11 protein-coding genes are annotated in these 16,580 nt (G+C 67.1%); 3 read left to right on the top strand and 8 right to left on the bottom strand.

Translation table 11 applies throughout. The annotated features are described in order from the left end of the window. Positions 1–39 precede the first annotated feature (39 nt). Complete coding sequence (locus tag ACFFWD_RS40895) at positions 40–780, top strand: metallophosphoesterase family protein (protein ID WP_376975063.1); 741 nt, start codon at positions 40–42, stop codon at positions 778–780. Between the two features lie 160 nt (positions 781–940). Here ACFFWD_RS40895 and trxA read toward each other — a convergent pair whose 3' ends face one another. The 4 genes from trxA to ACFFWD_RS40875 form a co-directional block, all read right to left on the bottom strand. Then, the gene (gene trxA, locus ACFFWD_RS40890; RefSeq protein WP_171712798.1) at positions 941–1,261 is read right to left on the bottom strand and encodes a thioredoxin; all 321 of its coding nucleotides are present in this window, start codon (positions 1,259–1,261) and stop codon (positions 941–943) included. Positions 1,262–1,375: 114 nt separating this feature from the next. Further along, the gene (addA, locus tag ACFFWD_RS40885) at positions 1,376–4,858 is read right to left on the bottom strand and encodes a double-strand break repair helicase AddA (protein WP_376975062.1); all 3,483 of its coding nucleotides are present in this window, start codon (positions 4,856–4,858) and stop codon (positions 1,376–1,378) included. Then, positions 4,852–7,998 carry a double-strand break repair protein AddB gene (gene addB, locus ACFFWD_RS40880; protein ID WP_376975061.1) on the bottom strand — a complete coding sequence of 1,049 codons (3,147 nt, stop codon included), beginning with the start codon at positions 7,996–7,998 and terminating at the stop codon, positions 4,852–4,854. The genes addA and addB overlap by 7 nt, the downstream gene beginning before the upstream one ends. A 50-nt stretch (positions 7,999–8,048) precedes the next feature. Then, entirely contained in the window at positions 8,049–9,149 is a 1,101-nt protein-coding gene (locus ACFFWD_RS40875; protein WP_376975060.1) for a LysR family transcriptional regulator, read from the bottom strand. Here ACFFWD_RS40875 and ACFFWD_RS40870 point away from each other — a divergent pair. Both ACFFWD_RS40870 and ACFFWD_RS40865 read left to right on the top strand, forming a co-directional pair. After that, a complete protein-coding gene (locus tag ACFFWD_RS40870; protein ID WP_376975059.1) occupies positions 9,117–10,043 on the top strand; it encodes a bile acid:sodium symporter family protein in 927 nt (308 codons plus the stop codon). The two genes, ACFFWD_RS40875 and ACFFWD_RS40870, sit on opposite strands and share 33 nt — an antisense overlap. After that, entirely contained in the window at positions 10,040–11,053 is a 1,014-nt protein-coding gene (locus tag ACFFWD_RS40865) for a DUF2891 domain-containing protein (protein ID WP_376975058.1), read from the top strand. The genes ACFFWD_RS40870 and ACFFWD_RS40865 overlap by 4 nt, the downstream gene beginning before the upstream one ends. Before the next feature lie 3 nt (positions 11,054–11,056). Here the strand turns inward: ACFFWD_RS40865 and ACFFWD_RS40860 are convergent, their stop codons facing one another. From ACFFWD_RS40860 to ACFFWD_RS40845, 4 genes are all read right to left on the bottom strand, one after another. Next, positions 11,057–11,779: a nucleotidyltransferase family protein gene (locus ACFFWD_RS40860; protein WP_376975123.1), complete on the bottom strand. Its 723-nt coding sequence runs from the start codon at positions 11,777–11,779 to the stop codon at positions 11,057–11,059. A 128-nt stretch (positions 11,780–11,907) separates the two neighbouring features. Then, positions 11,908–12,228, bottom strand: coding sequence for a PilZ domain-containing protein (locus ACFFWD_RS40855; RefSeq protein WP_376975057.1), 321 nt, complete (start codon positions 12,226–12,228; stop codon positions 11,908–11,910). A gap of 86 nt (positions 12,229–12,314) precedes the next feature. Beyond that, the gene (gene tsaE, locus ACFFWD_RS40850; RefSeq protein ID WP_376975056.1) at positions 12,315–13,838 is read right to left on the bottom strand and encodes a tRNA (adenosine(37)-N6)-threonylcarbamoyltransferase complex ATPase subunit type 1 TsaE; all 1,524 of its coding nucleotides are present in this window, start codon (positions 13,836–13,838) and stop codon (positions 12,315–12,317) included. Next, positions 13,835–16,345: a sensor histidine kinase gene (locus ACFFWD_RS40845; protein ID WP_376975055.1), complete on the bottom strand. Its 2,511-nt coding sequence runs from the start codon at positions 16,343–16,345 to the stop codon at positions 13,835–13,837. Before ACFFWD_RS40845 ends, tsaE begins: the two co-directional genes overlap by 4 nt. Positions 16,346–16,580 lie beyond the last annotated feature (235 nt).

The following is a 16,580-nucleotide window of genomic DNA, read 5'->3' as shown; positions in this document are numbered from 1 at the left end:
ATCTCGTGTCCCGGGTAGGTACGAGGAGCAACTGAGATCATGCGTTTTGCCGCGATCGCCGACGTCCACGGCAACTATCTCGCACTCGATGCCGTGATCGCCGACATCCGCGCGCAGGGCATTGCCGACATCGTCGATCTCGGCGACATGGCGAGCGGTCCGCTCGACGCGCGGCGCACGATGGATGCGCTGATGGCGCTCGATGCCGTGCACGTGCTCGGCAATCACGACCGCTACCTGATCGACCGTCCGCCGGAGAAGATGGGGTCGTGGGACCGGCCGGCGCATGCGCAGCTCGACGCGCGGCATCTCGACTGGCTGCGCACGCTGCCGGCGACGCGTGTGTATCGCGACGAGGTCTTCCTCTGCCACGCGACACCCAAGGATGACGAGACCTACTGGCTGGAAACCGTGCTGCCGAGCGGCGAGGTCTGCATGGCTTCGCTTGAGACGATCGAGGCGAAAGCCGCAGGTGTCACGCACCCGCTGATCCTCTGCGCCCACAGCCACATCACGCGCGCGGTGCGGCTTCGCGACGGCCGGTTGATCGTCAATCCCGGCAGCGTCGGCTCGCCCGGCTATCGCGACGTCCATCCCTATCCGCACGTCGTCGAGGCAGGCTCGCCCGACGCGCGCTATGCGATCCTCGAACGGATCGACCGCGCCTGGCACGTCACATTCCGCCACGTGCCATACGACCACGCGGCAATGGCGGCGCTGGCGCGGCAGAACGGCAAGCCGGAGCTGGCATCGGCGCTGGCGACGGGGTGGATCAGGTAGGCTCGTCGCTTGTAGCCCGGATGCAGCGAAGCGAAATCCGGGGCAATCTGTCCGCGGCAGCAGCTTCCCGGATTTCGCTGCGCTCCATCAGGGCTACGGATCAAAACAAAACGGCCGGCGATGTGCCGGCCGTTTCGCAAATCAGCAAATTTGAAGCGGATCAGACCGCAGCGGAAATCCACTGCTGCAGTTTGGCCTTCGGCGCGGCGCCGACCTGACGCGACGCCATCTCGCCGCCCTTGAAGATCATCAGGGTCGGGATCGACATCACGCCATATTTAGACGCGGTCTTCGGGCTCTCGTCGACGTTGAGCTTCACGATCTTGACCTTGTCGCCCATCGCGCCGGAAATCTCGTCAAGGGCCGGGGCGATCATGCGGCAGGGACCGCACCACTCGGCCCAGAAGTCGACGACCACCGGCCCGGTCGCCTTGAGCACTTCGGCTTCGAAATCGGCGTCAGAAACCTTGCCAACGGCCATGGGATACCTCGTTCGGTTGAAACAAAGGGACGCCTGAGAATCGCGCCCCGGGAGCATGGGGCAAACCTATGAACGCGGTCTTGCCGGGTCAAGCTTGGTCACGCTGACATGATCTTATGCCAGGGTGGCGTCCAGCGCGGGGGCGGAAATCTCCATCATTTCAGGTGTTTCCGTCCATAGCAGCGCGGCGCGGACCGGCAGCTGGGGATAAAGCTTCGACAGCACCGCCCGGTACAGCGCGAGCTGCCGGACATAACCCTTCGGCGCATCGGCGGCGGTTTGGGGCGGGGCGTGGTTGGTCTTGAAATCGACGATCAGGACCTCCGTGGGCGTCACCACGAGACGGTCGATCTGGCCCGAGACCAGTGCCTTCGGCTGGCCCGGCAGGGCCAGGCGTCCGACGATCGAGACTTCGGCCCGGCTGCCCGGCGCAAACACCGCCGCGAAGCGCGCATCCGCGATCAGGCGGAGCACCTGTTGGGCCAGCGCTGCGCGCTCCTCCTCGCTCCAGCCGTCGGCATTGCGGGCGAGGTAGAACAGCGCAGCATCGCGGCGCCGCTCGGCGGCGACATCGGGGAGCGACTGCAGCAGGCGGTGCACCAGCGTGCCGCGTTGCAGGGCACGAGCGCGCAGCGTGACGGATTCGCCGGTCCGCACGTGATGGCGGTCGTCATCGGCAGGATCCGACGGACGTAGCAGGCCCGCCGCGGACGCTTCCGGCGCGGCTGGCACGCGCAGCCACGTCGGCAGCGCGATGGCTGGCGCCGTCGCCGCCGCCGCCGGGGCGCCCGTGACGGCAGCGCCGTCCTCGGGACGCGAATATCGCTTGATCTTGCCGGCCGGCGTCTCCAGCCCCTCGAGCTTGAGCCCGGAATTGGCGAGGCCTTTTGTGATCAGGTCGTACCAGGAGGATTTTCGCACCGTGTTCATGTTGCCGGGCATGCAGCCGCCGACAACCAGGCGATCGGCCGCGCGGGTCATCGCGACATAGAGCAGGCGGCGATATTCATCCTCAGTGTCGCCGAGCATCGCCTTGCGCGCGTCGGCGACGACGGGTGGGTCCTCCGCCTTCTTGCCTGCCCACACCATGACGCCGGGGGCATGTGGCGCGGCATTGCCCTGCGGCAGATGGATCAGCCGCAGGCGCTGCGTGTCCGATGGCGAGGTCGTGGTATCGACCATGAAGACGACAGACGATTCCAGTCCCTTGGCACCGTGCACGGTCATGACGCGGACCTCGTCGCGCGAGATCTCCATGTCGCGCTTCACCTCGGTGTCGGCGGCGCGCAGCCAGGCGACAAAGCCCTGCAGCGAGGCCGGCGCCTTGCGCTCGTAGCTCAGCGCGAGCTCGAGGAATTCGTCGAGCGCGTCATTGGCCTCGTGCCCGAGCCGCCGCAGGATGCGGGCGCGGCCGCCGTCGCCGCCGAGCAGCCAGGCGTAGAAGGCGAACGGCGTCTCGCTGGCAAAGCGTCGTTCGCATTGCGCGAGGCGGCCGAGCGCGGCGGCGAGGCGCTCGTCGGTTGCTGCCTGCGCGCTGAGCGCCTCGCGCAGTGATCCCCGGCGCTGCCAGGCGAGCTTGAACAAATCGTCGTCGGTGAGGCCGAACAGCGGGCTCTTCAAGGCCACCGCAAGCGCGAGGTCGTCCTGCGGCAGCAGCAATGCGTCGGCGAGGTTCATCAGGTCGATGATCGCGATGTGCTCGGTGAGCTTGAGCCGGTCGGCGCCGGCGACCGGAATGCCGGCATGCTTCAGCGCCTGGATCACCGCATCGAACGCGTTGCCGCGCCGTCGCACCAGGATCAGCATGTCGCCATAGCGCAGCGGCCGCCGCGCCCCGGCGCTGCCGGTCATGGTGCCGCTGTCGACCAGCCGCTTGATCTCGGCCTGGATCCGCTTTGCCAGCTTCACTTCCGGGCTTGTCACCGACACGCCGTCGAACGGCGCGCGCCAGCCCTCGATGTCCTGCCGGTCGTCGGCAACCGCGAGATCCCACAGCTCGATCAGGCTGGGACCTGCGTCGGCCATCGCATTGTGGATCGGGTAGCCGTTCTCGACCGCATGGATGCTGCGAAAGATCTCCTGCTCGCGGAACACATGGTCGACCGAGTGCAGGATCGTGGATCCCGAGCGGAACGAATAGGTGAAGGACACAGGATCGAACTTCAGCCCGGCATCCTCGAACCGCCGCTTCAGCTCGCGGCGGCGCAGGTCGAATTCGCGCGGCGCCGCGCCCTGGAACGAGAAGATCGACTGCTTCTCGTCGCCAACCGCGAACACGGTGCGCACCAGGCCGTCGCGCGCGCCGGCGCCGGATGTGAACTCCGAGATGATATGCGCGACGATGTCCCACTGCCGTGGGCTCGTGTCCTGCGCCTCGTCGATCAGCACATGGTCGACGCCGCGGTCGAGCTTGTAGTGAACCCAGCCGGAGGAGACACGGTCGAGCATCTCGAGCGTCTTGTCGATCAGGTCGTCATAGTCGAGCAGGCCCCGCTCGAGCTTTTCGCGGCGGTAATGCGCCGCAGCCGCCGTCGCGATATGGAGCAACGCCTCGGTGCGGTCGCGCACCGTCACCGCGCGGCGACGCTCGATCAGGGGCAGGATGCGGCGGATTTCCGCCTCGAACAGGCGGCCGATCGTGGGATTGCTGTCGCAGAATTTCTTCGTCACCACCGACTTGCGCGGCGTGCGTTCGGCGTTGGTCAGGAACACGGCAAGATAGGCGTCGAGCTGCGCGGCGCCGGTGAACGCCACCGCTTCGCGCAACCTTGCCGCCTGGTCCTGGTCCGACTTGCTGCCGGTGTCGAGGACCTCGGCGATCTCCTCCCAGCCCGCGCGCCTGAGATAGGGGCCATCGACGATCTCGCGCTCGACGTCCTCGATGCGATCGTCGGGAGATACCCCGAGCGCGGCCGACAGTTGCGCGGCGGCGGCGGCCGCGTTGCCGGCGGTATCGGTCCAGGCCATGAAGTGATCGCGGCTCAGGCAGGCCTCGCGCACCACTTCCTTGAAGGTGACGTCGGCGGCGTTTGCCATCGCCGTCCTCAGCGCGCGGCCGATTGCACTATCGGGAATGCGCGAGGCTTCGAGGAACACCGCGAGATTGGCGCGCTCCATCATCTCGTTCTGGTCGCGGTCATCGAGCACGGCAAAGCGCGCCGGCACGTTGGCCTCGAACGGGAACTGCTGCAAGAGCCGCGTGCACAGCGCGTGGATGGTCTGCACCTTCAGCCCGCCCGGCGTCTCCAGCGCGCAGGCGAACAGCGTTCGCGCATCGCGCCTGAGCCGCGCAGTCGGATGCGGGATGCCGGCCTCGCGGATCGCGGCATCGAGCGCGGCATCATCCAGTGTCACCCAGTGCCCGAGCGTCGTGAACACGCGCTCGGCCATGTTGGCGGCAGCCGCCTTGGTGAAGGTGATGCAGAGGATCTTCTCCGGCGGCACGCCCTCGAGCAGCAGGCGGATCACCCGTTGCACAAGGACGTGCGTCTTGCCCGAGCCGGCATTGGCCGAAACAAAGGTCGACGCCTTCGGATCGGACGCGCGCGCCTGCGCGTCGCGCACCGCAAGCGGGATGGGACGGGGCGCCTTCACCATTCCTCGATCCCCAGGCCGCCGGCCGCGGACCATTCCTTGATGCGGGCCAGGTCGTCATAGGTGCCGTAGCGGTTCGCCCACATCGACAGGTTCAGCGAGGTGTAGGCCTGCTTCTCGTCGTCGAAGGCGCGGATTAGGGCCTCGAGCTTGCGCAGCGCGCCGTCGGCGGCTTCATCGGGCGGCTGCGGCGTATCGTTCGGGCGGATCTTCAATTCCAGCGAACGCTCTTCGCCGGGCGGGTTGTTGCCGCTGAGCCTGACATAGACGAGCTCGCCGACCGAGGAATCAGCGGAGATGTCGGCAAAGCCGCCCTCGCGCAGGATCGCGGCCTCCAGCGTGAGCTGCGGCGACAGGCCCATGCGCACCTGTTTTCCGGTCGGCGGCTGCCCGGTCTTGTAATCGAGCAGCGCAAAGCTGCCGTCGCGGCGCCGCTCGATGCGGTCGGCGCGCGCAGAGAGGACGAAGGTGCGCTCATTGTCGAGAGGAATGCCGATCTCGCCCCTGATCTCGGCCTTGATTCCGTCGATGTTGCCGCGCCGCGCCGTCTCCCATTCCGCAAACCACGTCGCGATCCGCTGGAAGCGCGGCCACCACAGCGCGCGCGCCTCCGGGCGCTCCATCAGCGGCGCGAAATGCTTGGCGCCGATCTCGCGCAGCGTGCGCATGGTGTCGTCGGGCAGCGCATCGGCATAGGCTTGCGTGAATTCGCCGAGCGCCTCGTGGATCGCCGAGCCGCGATCGGCCGCCGACAGCGGCATGTCGACGGGATCGAGCGGATCGAGCCTCAGGATGTAGCGGGCGTAGATCGTGTAGGGATCGCGCAGCCAGTCCTCGATCGCGGTCACCGACATCTTCAGCGGCCGTGTCGCGCGCGGCGGGCGCGGCTCCGGCTGATCGATCGGCTTGACCTCGTTTGGCCGGTCGAGCTCGGCGGCATACTGCACGTAGATGTCGCCCGCCGTTTTCGCGACCTTCCAGCGCGCGTCGCCCGCGACCGCTTCCAGCCGATGCAGGAAGCGCGAGGCGACTGCCGGCGCGCCGCCGACCTTGGCCGCGTGGGTCAGGATCACCTCGTCATGGCCGAGCAGCTGCGCGAAGTCGTGCGCGGAGAGGCCGATGCGCCGCTCGGGAAGATCGAGCCCGAGCTCATGCCGCATCGGCCGGCTCAGCCAGGGATCGATCCGCGGCGCCGGCGGCCACACGCCCTCGACCAGGCCGCCGAGGATGACGCGATCGGATTCGGTCAGCCGCGCCTCGAGCTGGCCGAAGATGTTGAGTTGCGCGTGGGAGGATTCCGGCCGCCGCACCATGCGGTCGGCGAACGCGGCCTGAAACACCTCGGGATAGTCGGCAAGCGGCGTCATCAGCCCGCTCGGCTGCTGTTTTGCAAGGAGATCATCGAAGGCGGATGCCAGCGCGGCACCCGCGCGCTCCTCGAACACGACGGCGATGCCATGCTGGTCTGAAGACAGCGCCAGCAGCGCGTCGCGATGGCGCGAAGCCAGTTCAGCGAAATCATACGGTTTTGATGACGCCATGCTTTCGAGCGGCGCCAATGCGGCCTGCAGCTTCGCGATCAGGGCCTGCGCCCCGTTGAGGTCGTTCTCCCGCAAGCGCGCGCGCTGCTCCTGCGCATGCAGCGAGGAGGTTTCGCCGCTGTTGAGCTTCACGAGCTCGGCACGGAAGCGCTCGAAATCCCGCGCCAGCCCACCGGTGCCGGCCTGCGGCCGCGTGCCGCGCAACAGCGCAATTTCGAGCACTTCGATCGCGCGTTTCAATGCGCCTTGCGCGCCGCCGAGCCGGAACAGCGGATGTTTCAGCAGCGCCAGCAATGTCGGCGGCTCCAATCCATTGGCGGCCGCCTCCGCGGTCAGCCGGGCGAACACACCGGCCGGCGTCTCGATCAACGCGTCACCGCCGGAATCGTCGAATTCGAGATTCCAGCGCGTCAGCGAGGCCATCACGCGGCGCGCCAGCGCGCGGTCCGGCGTCACCAACGCGGCCGACTTACCGAGATGCCGCGCCTCGCGCATCGCGACCGCGATCGCGAGCGCCTCCATTTCGGGATTGGGCGCCTCGACCACGGCAAGGTTGGTCATGCCAGCGGAAATACGTTCGATGATTTCCGGCCGCTCCAGCCGGTCGTGCCACTGCGCGGTCGCAGTCGACGGCCGCATCGTTTCCGACACCAGCACGTCGCGGCCGTGCGGCGCCGCTTCGGCGAGGCTCTCCACATCGCCACGCCTGATGCCGAAGCGGTCGAGCAAAGCGTGCATCGCGAATTGCGGATGGTTCGACGAAGGCGGCGTGGTGAACCGACCCTCCGCATTGCGTTCGCCGCCAATCGTCCGCCAGGATTCCTCGTCGAGATCGGTGTCGAGCCCGGGCAGCACCACCGCGCCGTTTCGAAGCTTCGCCACCGCGTGCAGGAATTTTGCGGTTGCCGGCATCGAGCCGGTCGAACCGGCCGCGATCACGGGACCTGCGTGATGCGCGGTCAGCCGCGTTGCTTCGGCCTCGATCAGGAGGTCGCGCCGCGCCGCCGGCTCGATCCGGCCGATCTCCTTCAAGTAGTTCGGCCACGCGTCGCGCGCGATGCGCAGGAATTCGAGCGAATGCTGCCAGTATTTGTCGAGCTGGTCCGGCACCAGCCGGTCGAGTGCGCGCCAGTCGACGCCGCGCGTGACCATGTCGTCCATCAGCCGCGCGAGGTCGCCGGCCAACTGCAGCGTGGAGGCCGGGCCACCGACCACCAGCGGCGACGACACCGGCGTCTTCGCCCAGGCCGCCACCAGATGCGCGAGCGTCAGCCGCCGCTCGAGCTCGCCGAGTTTCGGCGGAATATCGAGCGGGACCACACCGCCATACTCGTCCGACGGGTCGGCGAAGGCGAGCTCGTCCTCATCGATGTCGCCGAGCGCGACAATGCGCGGCAGCACCGCGGCATCGGCATCGAGCACGTCGAGGAATATCTCGCGCGCCAGCCGCCCGGCGCGCCGGGTCGGCAGATAAAGCGTCGCATTGGCGAGATTGGCCGGCTCCTTGCGCGCCTCGAATCCTTCGACCAGCCGGCCGTCGACCAACGCGGAGATGACGGTGCGCAGGAACGGCGCAGAGACGGGAACGCTGAAAACGCGCATGGGCTGCCTGATTCGGAATCAGGCGCCACTATAAGGAGCGGCGACCGCCATTAGCCACCCCTGTCATCGTCAGCCGGCTCGGCGTTGTCGCTTGCATGGCCGCCTGCGCCGGTCAGCCGACCAGCGCAGCGGCTGACGGCATCCAGAAACCATCGCAGCGCAGGATCGTCGGCCGCGCGTCTTGTATGGACGAGGTCAATTGCGAAGGCGGGGATGTCGAAGGGCGGCGGGACGACGGCAATTGCGGCGATGTCGGTGAAACGCCGGGCCACGCGTTCGGCCAGCGTGGCGACGAGGTCGGTGCCGGCCACCACGAAAGGAACAGCCACGACATGCGCAAGCGTCATCGCAACCCGTCGCTTCAGCCCATGGCGGGCCAGAAGGCCGTCGATCACGCTCGGCAGGCCGTCGCCGCCGGCCGCCGAGAACAAGGCGTGCGGCAAGGCCGCGTAGTCCTTGAGGTTCAGACCCGCAGAGCCCCGCGCACGGGTCGCGTCGCGGATGCAGACAAAACGCTCAACGAATAGCCGATGCCGAAGGCAGCGCGGCGAATCCGCCAGATGGCCGCCGATCAGCGCGTCGAGCTCGGCGCGCTCCAGCTTCGCCAGAGCAGATGTCGCATCGGTGAGCGGACGCACGGCGAGGTCGATACCCGGAGCTTCCCGGCGCAACAGACGGGTCAGCTCCGGCACAACGACGAGATCGCCGTAATCGGTCGTGGCAATCGTGATGCGCCGTTGCGCGGTGGACGGATCAAAGCCCTTGTCGGGCGCGAGCACGCCCCGGATCTGCCGCAACGCATCCCCGATGGGTCCTGCGAGTGCCAGCGCCTTTTCGGTCGGCTGCATGCCGGCGCCGGCGCGCAGGAACAGCTCGTCCGCAAACAGCGCCCGCAATCTCCGCAACGCGCTGCTCATCGAAGGCTGGGCCAGGCCGATGCGCTCGGCCGCGCGCGTGACGTGGCGCTCCTCCATCAAGGCCTCGAAGGCGACCAGCAGGTTGAGATCGACGGCGGATAAATTCATAGTAGCAATAATGCTTATAGTAATAATCGATTTCAACAATGAATTGGTCGTCCCTATGCTTTGCCGCAGGACATAACGACGGGGCGGAGTGGCATGGGCCGATTCCTCGCAAGGCTGATGCCGCACGGGCCGACATTGCTGATCATCGGGGTCTTCGCCGGGCTGGCTTTCCCGGCCCTGGCGGACGCCGTGCGCCCGCTGATGGCGGCCACGATCTTCGTTCTCGTGCTCGGGACCTTCCTTCGGGTCGATGGCGGAGCCTTCCGACAGGCGTTGCGGCGGCCGCTGGTGTCGCTGCTGTTGCCCACGCTCGCCATGGTGGCCTGTCCGCTGCTGGTCGGCCTCGCGGCGCAAGGCAGCGGATCTCGGGCGGAGTTGACGATCGCGCTGGTGCTTTCGGTTTGCGCTCCGCCCTCGAGCGGCACGGCGGCGGTCGCGCGAATGCTGCGGCTCGATGCGACCATCCCGCTTGCCGTTACGCTGCTGTCGATGGCGCTGGCGCCGATCACGGTGCCGCTGATCGCGGCATGGTTCGCAGGCCTCGCGCTCGACCCGCTTGTTCTGGCGGCAAGGCTAGCGCTGCTGGTCGGCGGCGCGGGCGCGACGGCATTGCTGCTTCGTCGCTACGCCAGCGAACGATTGGTGCAGCATTCGCGCGCCATTGACGCCGCGGTGCTCGCCGCGCTGTTGCTCTTTGCCATTTCGACGATGGCCGGGGTGCGTGCGCAGATCGAAGCGCAGCCTGTGGCCGCGCTCACCTGCATCGGCCTTGCTTTCGCCTGCAATCTCGGCCTGCAAGTATTCGGCGCGTTGCTGATGCCGGGCGGGTTGACCGAGCGGCTGTCGACCGGTCTCACTCTCGGCAACCGCAATGTCGGGCTGGTCTGGTCGGCGATGGGCACGGCAGTGTCGCCAATGACGGTCCTGTTCTTCGCGGCGACGCAATTCCCGATCTACATGACACCGCGCTTGATCGAGATGCTGGTTCGGCGCATGCGAAAGGAGAATTCCGCACCATGAGCGCCATGATCCTGACCGAAGAGCTTGCCGTCCGTTTTGCCCGCGTCGCGCTCGGCCATGTCGGGCGCGAATACCCCAACAAGCCGGACCATGTGCTGGCCGGGCCGCAGGACGCGCGCACGCCGCGCGAACTGCATCCCGTCTTCTACGGCAGCTATGACTGGCATTCCTGCGTCCACAGCTACTGGATGCTCGCCCGTTTGCTGCGTCGTTATCCGCGATGCGAAGTGGCGGATGATATCCGTGCCCTGTTCGACGCGCAGTTCGTTGCAGAGAAAATCGCGGTCGAATGCGCCTATCTGGCGGCCCCGACGGCGCGCGGCTTCAAGCGGCCCTATGGCTGGGGTTGGCTGTTGAAGCTCGCAGCGGAACTCTCTCAGCTCGAGGAGCCACGCTGGCGCGCGCAACTAGCCCCGCTCGCCGAGATGTTCGCGCAACGCTTTCGCGACTTCCTGCCGCTCGCCAGCTATCCGGTGCGCGTCGGCACCCATTTCAATACGGCCTTTGGGCTTCGCATGGCCGCGGATTACGCCACAGCGACGCGGGACGGCGAGTTCGGCATCTTGTTGCGGGACACGGCACTGCGCTGGTACGGCGCGGATGAGGATTGCCCCGCCTGGGGCGAACCAAGCGGCGACGACTTCCAGTCTTCCGCGCTGATCGAGGCGGAGTGCATGCGTCACCTGCTGACGCCTGATGCGTTCCTGCCCTGGTTCGATCGCTTCCTGCCCCGGCTTTCGCGGTGCGAACCCGCGACGCTGTTCCGGCCCGCCACCGTCACCGATCGCACCGACGGCAAGATCGCGCATCTCGATGGGCTCAATCTCAGCCGCGCCTGGTGCTGGCGAGCCTTGGCCGAAGCGTTGCCGGAGGACGATGCCCGCCGCCCGATCCTGCAGGAGGCCGCGCGGCGCCATCTCGATGTCGGCCTGCCCCACATTGCCGGCGACTATATGGGCGAGCACTGGCTGGCGAGCTTCGCCGTTCTCGCCATCGACGATGATCGTTGATCTCTAGGCCACGCTCTCGAGGAAAGCCTCTTCCGCGGCCTGGACCGCGTCGGGAGTTCCGACATGCATCCAGACGCCATCGAGGCGCAGGCCGAACAGCCGCTCCTGCTCGTTGGCGCGGTCGAACATCTTGGTCAGCGAGAACTCGCCTTTCGGCGCATCGGCAAACTGCGCCGGCGACATGATGGCCGCGCCCGCATAGACGAACGGCACCACCTGGTGCTCGCGCCGCTTGCGCAGCGCGCCATCAGGCATCATCGCGTAGTCGCCGCGGCCGCCATAGCCGATGCTCGATGTGGTCGGTGCCATCAACAGCAGGATATCCATCCGCGCGGGATCGAAGGTCTCGGCGAGCCGCGTCAGGTTGGAGCGCACGCCGTCGATCCACATCGTGTCGGCGTTGAGATGGAAGAACGGCGCGTCGCCGAGCAGCGGCAGCGCCTTCACGACCGCGCCGCCGGTGCCGAGCACCTGGTCGCGCTCGTCGGAGATGATCACGCGCGGGCGGCTGCGGGTCTTGACGTGTTCGATGATCTGGTCGCCGAGGTAGTGCACGTTGACCACAGCTTCGGTGACACCGGCGCCGGCGAGCTTGTCGAGCACGTGGTCGAGCAGCGGCTGGCCCGCGACGCTGACCAGCGGCTTCGGCATCGTGTTGGTCAGGGGGCGCATGCGGACGCCGAGGCCTGCGGCGAGCACCATGGCTTTGTGGGGGGTAACGGGCATTTTCCGGACGGTCTCGGTCATCATCTCTCCGCGCCGCCGATCATACCACGGCGATTCGGCAAGCACATCGATCAGACGCCATAGTCATCGGACATGACGGCCGTAAGACGGCAAAGGGCGATGGAAGGCTAAGCGTCGGCGGCTTGCGTGCCGCGCTTGGCCGTTTTCTTCTTCTTGTCGCCTTGTTTCAGGAAATTGACGCCGATCTGGTCGCCATTGACCCATGCCAGCTCGCAGCGGCGATATGCCAATCCTGTGGACGACAGCAGAAGGAAAAATTCTTTCAGGTGCAGGCCCTCGACCGAACCCTCGACGGTGAGCTTGGCGCCGGTCTCGGACACGTCCTCCATGACGCAGTCGCGCCGCCAGGTGCCGTCGATGCCCATCATGTGAGCCGCGAAGCCGCGCTCAAATGTGACCCGATCGCCCCTGCGACGCTCCGACGGCATGTTTGGTCCCGCTCCAAATCCGGCCGCCCCAAGAACGGAGCAGGGCCTGGATCAGCTTAGGCGGTCGTTGGCTAACAACCCGTAAACTACGGTACCGGAGGAGGGACGTTGGCGGCGTACCAGTCGCGGAACTCGGCCAGCGCCGGATGGGCCAATGACCGATTGAGGTAGGTCCAGATCCGCGGCAGGTGCTTCAGGTATTGCGGTTTGCCGTCGCGCCGGTTGAGCCGCGCGAAAGTCCCGAGCAGCCGCGTGTTCCGCTGTGCCGACATGATGGCGTAGAGCTCGGCGAGGCCGGCCGGATCGAAGCTCTCGTCGGTCGCACGCCGCGCCTTGATGTAGCGGGTCAGAAGCGACAGCTCGAGCTGCTCGGGGATGTCGAGCCGCGCATCCTGCAGTAGCGACACCAAATCGTAGGCGCCAGGGCCGAGCAGCGCGTCCTGGAAATCGATGATGCCGACGCGCAGGATCCCAGTGCGCTCGGCCAGCCAGATGATGTTCGGCGAATGGAAGTCGCGCATCACCCAGGTCCGCGGCGCGGCGGCGGGCTTTTGCAGAATGGTGCGCCACATCGCGAAGAACTCGGCGCGGAGCTGGTCGCTCGGCTCGACGCCGCGATCGGGCATGTACCATTCGAGCATCAGCCCGATCTCGATCAGCCAGGCGTCGATATCGAACACCGGCATATCGTAGGTCGTCTCAGCCGTCAGGGGCAAATGTTCAGGCAGCACCTCGCGATGCAGGGCCGCCAGCATGTCGGTCGCCGCCTCGTAGCGCTCGGTCATCGGGCGCGGCGGATCGCCTTCGATGACACCGGCGTTGCCGAAATCCTCGGTGATGAGGAAGCCGGATTCGAGATCGCTATGCCGGATCGCAGGCGCCGAGAAGCCGTGCTTGCGCAGGCCGTTGCCGATCGCGACGAACGGCCTCACATCCTCGGCGAGATGCACCGCCGCGCTGTACGACTTGCCGTCATAGATCGCCGGACCGTCGGGGCGCCGCGGCGAGTTCATCAGGATGACGCTGCCGTCGGCGGTGCGCAGCCGCGCATAGGAGCGCGTCGAGGCGTCGCCGGGCATGCGCTCGCGCCTGGCGTCGATATAGCCTGACTTGTCGAGGAACTGGCGCAGCAGCTGCAGCCGCGTGACCTTTGCCGCGGCCCTGCCGTGACCGGTGATCTCCGCCGCGCGCGCGGTCGATCCCAGCGCCGGGCGATGGCTGAAGGCGAAATCGATGCGGTCGGCGGGCAGCGCGTCCGGTGCGCGCTCCGGCCACTCGATCAGCGCCACGATGTCCTCGGGCAGCGGCGACAGCCCGATCTCCTCGAGCTCGCTCGCATCGTTGATTCGGTAGAGGTCGGCATGAACCAGCGGAAACGACGGCAGGTCGTAGGTCTGCGCCAGCGTGAAGGTCGGGCTCGGCACCTCAAGCGTATCGTCGTCGGCGAGATAGCGGATCAGCGCGCGCGCAGCCGCGGTCTTGCCGGCGCCGAGATCGCCCGACAGCGTGATCACGTCGCCGGCGCCGATCAGCAGTGCGAGATCGGCCATCAGCTCGGCTGTCGCGGTTTCGTTCGCGAGTGCGACGGAGAATGTGGTGGAGGCGATCATTCCGCGGCGTTGCGATGCGCGGTCTGGTCGATCGGGAAGTCGCAGGTCACGGTCGTGCCCTTGCCAACGGTCGAATCGACGCGCACCCGCCCGCCATGCAGTTCGACAAAGGAGCGCACCAGCGACAGGCCGAGCCCGGCGCCGCGATGCCGCGAGCCGTGAGAGTGGCTCTCGAACCAGTTGAAGACCTTGTCCCGCATCTCGGGCGGAATGCCGGGGCCGGAATCGGTGACCGCGAACACGACGCTATGCTCGGTCCGCCGCGCGCTGATCGTGACGGTGGCGTCATGCGGCGAGAAGCCGACGGCATTGGCGAGCAGGTTGTAGAGCACCTGCACCACGCGCCGCTCGTCGCCGACGAAGCCGCCGATGTCGGGCTCGACATCGACCTTGAGCGCGATGCGGTCGGTCGCAAGCCGGTCCTGGATGCCTTCGGCGGCGTCTTCGATTGCCTTGCCGATATTGACCGGGCCGAGCTCGAGCTTCATCGCGCCGGCGTCGATGGTCGCGAGATCGAGGATGTTGTTGGTCAGCGCCAGCAGCGCGTTGGTCGATTTGGTGACGTAGTCGAGATATTCGGCCTGCTTCGGCGTCAGCGGGCCGGTCGAGGGGTCGCTGAGGAAATGCGCGAAGCCGATGATGGTGGTCAGCGGCGCGCGCAGCTCATAGGAGACGTGGTGGACGAAGTCCACCTTCATCTGGTCGGCGGCTTCCAGCGCCTCGTTGCGCTCGCGCAGCGCGCGCTCGACATTCTCGGTATCGGTGATGTCCTGGAACGTCAGCAGCGTGGCGCCGTCGGGCAGCGGCATCGTCATGCAGTCGAGCACGCTGCCGTCCTTGCGCTCGAGCTTGAGCGCGACCTGCGCGCGGTTCTCGATCGCAGTGATGGACTCCCGCAATGTCCGCCAGGTCAGCGCATCGTCAAAGAGCGGCTTGCACAGCGCTTCCACGGTCTCGATATGCGGTCGCTCGCGCAGCGCGTCGGGCGACAGTTTCCACAGCTTGGCGAAAACCGGATTGAACAGCTGCGCGCGGCCGTTGCTGCCGAACACGGCGACTGCCTCGGCCAGATTGTCGAGGGTTTCGCGCTGCACCCGCGTCAGTCCGTCGAAGCGGCGCGCAAGATCGAGGCTTTCGGTGACGTTGTCGAACAGATAGGTGACGCCGCCTTCGAGGTTCGGCGTGGTGACGACGCTGACCGCACGGCCGTCGGGCAGGAACCAGGTGTAGGTCTCCGATTCGACCGCGCGATAGGCCTCGTGCAGCTTGGCCTTCCAGGCGCGGAAGTCCGGCTGCTCCGGCAGTTTGCGGTTGGCGCGCAGGCGGTCGAGGATGCTCGAATCGTCCGGATTGCTGTCGAGGAAGGCCTGGTCGAGGTCCCACAGCCGCCGGTAGGATTCGTTGTAGAAGGAGAGCCGCCGGTCGGCATCGAACACGGCGACGCCGGAGGAGAGTTGGTCGAGGGTGCGCCGGTGCGCCTCGACCATCCGCGTCATCGCAGCGCGCAGCGCCGCCGCCTCGCTGGCGTCGATCGCGATGCCGGCGCTGCCGCCGTTCAGCTTGAGCGCCTGCACGTCGTAGATCCGCCGCTCGCCGCTGACGACGATCGGCAGGCGCGCGGCATAGCTTGCATTGTCGTTGAGCGCCCGGGCCATGTCGGTGCGCTGGTCACTCTCGAGCAGTTCGAGGTTGCGATGGAGCGCGTCGGTGAAGCTCTTGCCTTCGGTCGCGCGGACATAGGCGCTGTTGGCGTAGCGCAGATTTCCTTCGAGGCTCTTGGCCCAGATCGGCCAGGGCGCGGCCGCGGCGAAGTCGCGCAACAGCTCGGTCTCCTCCTGCAGCGTCTTGTAGCGCAGGTTCGATTCGGCGAGTTCGCGGCGCAGGCCGCCGAGCTCGCGGATCCGCACGATGGCCTGTCCCCCAATCGCGCGGCCCATCGCCTCGATGGCGCGGCCGGCCGATGTCGAGAGGTTGAGCAGGAACGCCTCGCCCTTCTCGCGCAGCGCGTCGACCGCGTGATCCATTTGCAGCGCCGGCTCGGGCGGCAGCCAGGTGCCGAAGGCGAGGATGCGCTGCGGGGACCCTTCCTGCGACATCACGAGCGAGATGTCGCCCGAGATCTGCGGGCGGTTGTCGCCGGCGTTCCAGGAGATCAGCACCTGCGGCTCGGCGAACAGCAGCGCGCGCAGGCGGTCGGATTGCGCCTGCAGGTCAGCGATCTCGGAGCGCAGCTGCCCGTCGTTCCGGGTCGCGCGCACGCGGGTGCGCATCAACAGGATCGCGGCGACGACGGAAAAGCCGACCAGCGCCATCGAGGTCGCGAGCACCGCGACCTCCTGGTGATTGAACCCGAACAGGTCAGTAATCGCCTGCGCGAATGGAAGCTCGGAAGCGAGGGCGGAACCGGCCGGGAGCAGCACCGCGGAGGCGAGGCCGATCATGCCGTCGCGCGCCAATGAGGTGCATGACAGCAGGGTTCGACGCATCGCCGCGACTACGCCCGACATGGTTTGCCCCAGAACGCACAACTCCCGAACATGATCCGGACCCCGAGGGCCGCGGCAGCACAATGCTGATACCGGCTTTCCGGCACAATCATGCCCAAGCAAGACGATAAAGCCCGGCGAAGACCCTCCGCCGTGCTCGAATCAAAAGAGAATAGTCCCATCGGGACTCGGCGAGTAAGAGTCCAGACCGTGAACGCAGAATCGGCTGTGAAAAAATGCGTGATGCCGCGCCTGA

The sequence above is a fragment of the Bradyrhizobium erythrophlei genome (assembly GCF_042430365.1).
In the GTDB taxonomy this organism is placed as follows: domain Bacteria; phylum Pseudomonadota; class Alphaproteobacteria; order Rhizobiales; family Xanthobacteraceae; genus Bradyrhizobium; species Bradyrhizobium erythrophlei.
This window is presented reverse-complemented; position numbering and strand designations above follow the sequence as displayed.

Excerpts from the sequence above, each read along its gene's own strand:
- ACFFWD_RS40870 (WP_376975059.1), top strand. The coding sequence starts at position 9,117 with ATGGGCCGATTCCTCGCAAGGCTGATGCCGCACGGGCCGACATTGCTG.
- ACFFWD_RS40845 (WP_376975055.1), bottom strand. The coding sequence starts at position 16,345 with ATGTCGGGCGTAGTCGCGGCGATGCGTCGAACCCTGCTGTCATGCACC.
- tsaE (WP_376975056.1), bottom strand. The coding sequence starts at position 13,838 with ATGATCGCCTCCACCACATTCTCCGTCGCACTCGCGAACGAAACCGCG.
- ACFFWD_RS40895 (WP_376975063.1), top strand. The coding sequence starts at position 40 with ATGCGTTTTGCCGCGATCGCCGACGTCCACGGCAACTATCTCGCACTC.
- addB (WP_376975061.1), bottom strand. The coding sequence starts at position 7,998 with ATGCGCGTTTTCAGCGTTCCCGTCTCTGCGCCGTTCCTGCGCACCGTC.
- addA (WP_376975062.1), bottom strand. The coding sequence starts at position 4,858 with ATGGTGAAGGCGCCCCGTCCCATCCCGCTTGCGGTGCGCGACGCGCAG.
- ACFFWD_RS40865 (WP_376975058.1), top strand. The coding sequence starts at position 10,040 with ATGAGCGCCATGATCCTGACCGAAGAGCTTGCCGTCCGTTTTGCCCGC.
- ACFFWD_RS40855 (WP_376975057.1), bottom strand. The coding sequence starts at position 12,228 with ATGCCGTCGGAGCGTCGCAGGGGCGATCGGGTCACATTTGAGCGCGGC.
- ACFFWD_RS40860 (WP_376975123.1), bottom strand. The coding sequence starts at position 11,779 with ATGCCCGTTACCCCCCACAAAGCCATGGTGCTCGCCGCAGGCCTCGGC.
- trxA (WP_171712798.1), bottom strand. The coding sequence starts at position 1,261 with ATGGCCGTTGGCAAGGTTTCTGACGCCGATTTCGAAGCCGAAGTGCTC.